This is a genomic window from Leptolyngbya cf. ectocarpi LEGE 11479, from assembly GCF_015207065.1.
Taxonomy (GTDB): Bacteria; Cyanobacteriota; Cyanobacteriia; order Phormidesmidales; family Phormidesmidaceae; genus Leptothoe; species Leptothoe ectocarpi.
Window position 1 is genome coordinate 1 of the sequence record NZ_JADEXP010000488.1, and the last position, 3,578, is coordinate 3,578.

Here is a 3,578-nt window from a genome sequence, read left to right on the forward strand (position 1 = left end):
GTACAGTCTGGGGCGTTTCAGCTTGCTTGAGCTGCAAATAAGCCCACAGTCTGACAAAACAGTCCGCCCGCCGTCGAGTCAGACCCACCCGCCCCAGCAGATGTTGCACATACTGCTGCTGCTGGGCTTTTGGAAAAAACTGATTCAGGGACTCCGGCGTCATTGATAATTGCTGAGATGATTGCTGAGATGAATACTGGGGCTACGCCTTCAGGATTTTAAGCGGGGGCATGGGGCTTACCGTGGGTGAGTGTGACAGTTATTGTGACAATTGCAGTGACCAATGGTTCCAGGCTAGCTGGTAAAGTATCGTTCGTACCGTTTGGCTACCCTATGACCGTTATTGCCGCTCGTAAAACCAAAGGTGCGATCACCTTTGCATCTGATTCCATTTTGGTGGCAGGCTATCTCAAAGCCACCGATAAGGAAGTCATTTACAATAAGCTATTTCAGCAAAATGAAATGGTGATTGGTAGTACGGGTACCGGCTATGAAGGCACCATGATGGAGTTGTTTAGTCGTAATCATCGGCCCGTGGATGGCAGTCGGTTATCAGTGATTGATTTTTTTGTAGAATTCCGTGAATGGATCAACAAGCGCGACACGGGCCATTCCCCAGAAAATGACTATCTGATTGCCTACGATAAAAAACTGTTTCGCACCTACGGTGGCCTAGACATTTACGAAGTGCCTGAATTTGAAGCCGTTGGCGCGGGCGAAGACTTTGCTAAAGCGGCCCTCCATTTGGGCCACACCCCCCGCGAAGCTGTCGAAGTTGCCTGCAAGCTGTCGATCTACTGCAGTGAACCTATTTCTGAAATTACCATAGAGCTGTAGGGTAAGCCCGGATCATCGCCTTGGTTAAATCTCAATGGCCCACACCCTATCCCCCATTCTTAGCTGGTTCAAGCGTCAGCAATGGCAGCCCCTACCCTTTCAACAACAAACCTGGGATGCCTACCTAGACGGTCATAGCGGTCTGATTCAGGTGCCGACGGGCTCAGGCAAAACCTATGCGGCTGTTATGGGTCCCATCGCTGATATGCTGGCCCACCCTGGACGCGGACTTCAGCTGCTCTACATTACGCCGCTGCGGGCCTTGTCCCGCGACATTGAGAAATCGATCCAAACACCGATTGCAGACATGGCCTGGCCGCTCCAGGTGGAGTCGCGCACAGGCGATACCAAGGCGTCTCAGCGAACCCGTCAAAAAAAGAAACTGCCCGACATTTTAATTACGACACCGGAATCCCTCTCGGTGCTGCTGTCCTACAAAGGCTCACAGCAGCGCTTTGGCAACCTGCGGGCGGTAATTCTGGATGAATGGCATGAGCTGATGAGTTCCAAACGGGGGACCCAGACTGAGCTTTGTCTAGCTCAGCTCAGGGTGCTGCAGCCCCACCTTAAAACCTGGGCGATTTCGGCCACCCTGGGCAATTTAGAAGCAGCGGCTCAAACAGCCGTAGGGTTGGGGACTCAACCTGTCATTATCCAGTCTGATATTAAGCGTGACACCCAGATTCAGAGCATTTTGCCCCAGTCGGTGGATAGCTTTCCCTGGGCGGGCCATCTGGGGCTGCACTTATTTCAGGAACTGGTGGATAGTCTCGATCCTGAGAAGTCAACACTGATTTTTACCAACACGCGATCGCAAGCCGAACGTTGGTTCCAGGCTCTGAGTTTTGCCCAAACCGACTGTCCCATGGCGCTGCACCACGGCTCCATTGCTATGGCCGAACGCCAGGCCATCGAAGCCGGTATCAAAAGCGGTGACCTCAAGTGGGTAATCTGCACATCATCCCTAGACTTAGGTGTAGATTTCCATCCGGTGGAGCGCATTGTACAGATTGGCAGTGCCAAAAATCTGGCCCGGTTGCTGCAGCGGGCCGGACGCTCTGCCCACCAGCCTGGTGGCACGTCAGAGGTGTTTTTTCTACCCACCAATGCCCTCGAACTGCTGGAAATAGCTGCATTTCGCCAGGGGTTAGCTGCCGGTGATATCGAATCGCGTCATGCCCTACGGCTGCCCTACGATGTCCTCACCCAGCATCTGGTTACCCTGGCCTGCGGCGATGGGTTTGAACCGGAAGCCACGCTAGCTTCTATCCGTCAGACGATGGCATTTCGGGACATGAGCGATGACGCATTTGAGTGGATGCTAAACTTTCTGGAAAAGGGCGGACGCTGTCTCAAAGCCTATCCCCGCTATCAAAAGTTAGTACTAGACGATGGTTACTACAAAGTCTCGACAGCGCAAATCTCTCGCATGCATCGCCTCAGCATTGGCACCATCACCGGCAACCAACAGGTACAGGTGGTATACACCAACCGCCGCAAGCTTGGCACCGTTGATGAAGGATTTGTCTCGCGGTTAAAAAAAGGCGATGTGTTTTTCTTCTCCGGTCGTCAGCTGGAGTTTTTCCAAATGAAAGACATGGTGCTCTATGTTAAAAACACCCGCAAAAAGTCTACGACCGTACCCGTGTGGACCGGTGGCAATCTAGGTATTTCTGACTGTTTGAGTCACCATCTGCGGCAGCAAATTACCCAGATCAAAACAGGCGAAAATCTCAGCCCGGAAATAGAGTGCATTATGCCCATTTTGGCTGCTCAAGATCGCATCTCCCATCTGCCAGAAAATCAGGAACTTTTAATTGAAACTTGGAAAAGTCGCGAAGGGCAGCATCTCTATGTGTTTCCTTTTGAGGGACGATTTGTCCATGAGGGACTGGGCTTTCTATGGACCTATCGCTTTGCCCAGCACCAAAAATCCACCTTTACAGTTTCAGTCAATGATTATGGATTTGAGATTTTAGCGCCCAAGAATTATCCCTTTGAAACTCTATTTCAAGCGCATCGCTCTCATTTTTTTGAGCTAGATCACATCATGGATGATATTCGTGCCAGTCTGAATATTTCAGAGCTGACCCAGAGACGATTTCGCAGCATTGCCCAGGTCTCTAACCTTGTGTTTCAAGGCTATCCGTCATCCCGTAAAACCGGCAGCCAGCTGCAGGTAAGCGCCTCTTTAATCTATGAAGTGTTTTCTAAATATGAGGCTGATAACCTATTGCTGCTACAGGCAGAGCAAGAAGTATTAGACCAGCAGCTTGAGATTAAACGTCTTAGGTCTACCCTAGAACGATTGCAACAGTTTAACGTTGTTTGGCAAACAACCAAACGGCCATCGCCTCTAGCATTTCCACTACTGGTAGAACGGCTCAGTGCCCGCTTGTCTAACGAAAGCTTAATGGCTCGCATTGAACGGTTAAAACAACAGCTCCTCAAGTAATAAATTGCAGGCGTCATCAACTTGAACTATAGATAAAGCGATAGCCTGCCGCTGCTGCGGGCCAACCGATATTTACTGAGAAGAGAATAACGATACTTGATGAGTTGCCCCAACTGTCTGTATTTCTTCTGAAGAGAATGTTTTTCTCTAAGAATATCTCTGATTCCACCTCAGTTTGTGTGAGGAGATTGAGGTAACGGTCTCCTCCCGTTGAGAGACGAGGCAATTAACAAGTTACGCATCCAATCGTCATGATATCGGAAGCCATTGAGTTGCTCGAACGGAC

General features: G+C 50.3%; 2 protein-coding genes. Both read left to right on the plus strand.

The window, feature by feature from the left end; translation table 11 throughout:
- Nucleotides 1-246 precede the first annotated feature (246 nt).
- Entirely contained in the window at nt 247-837 is a 591-nt protein-coding gene (locus IQ260_RS28820) for a hypothetical protein (RefSeq protein ID WP_228016527.1), read from the plus strand.
- Between the two features lie 34 nt (nt 838-871).
- Entirely contained in the window at nt 872-3,292 is a 2,421-nt protein-coding gene (locus IQ260_RS28825) for a ligase-associated DNA damage response DEXH box helicase (RefSeq protein ID WP_193996507.1), read from the plus strand.
- Nucleotides 3,293-3,578: the final 286 nt, after the last annotated feature.

Coding starts and splice junctions, on each gene's coding strand:
- IQ260_RS28825 (WP_193996507.1), top strand. CDS start 872: ATGGCCCACACCCTATCCCCCATTCTTAGCTGGTTCAAGCGTCAGCAA.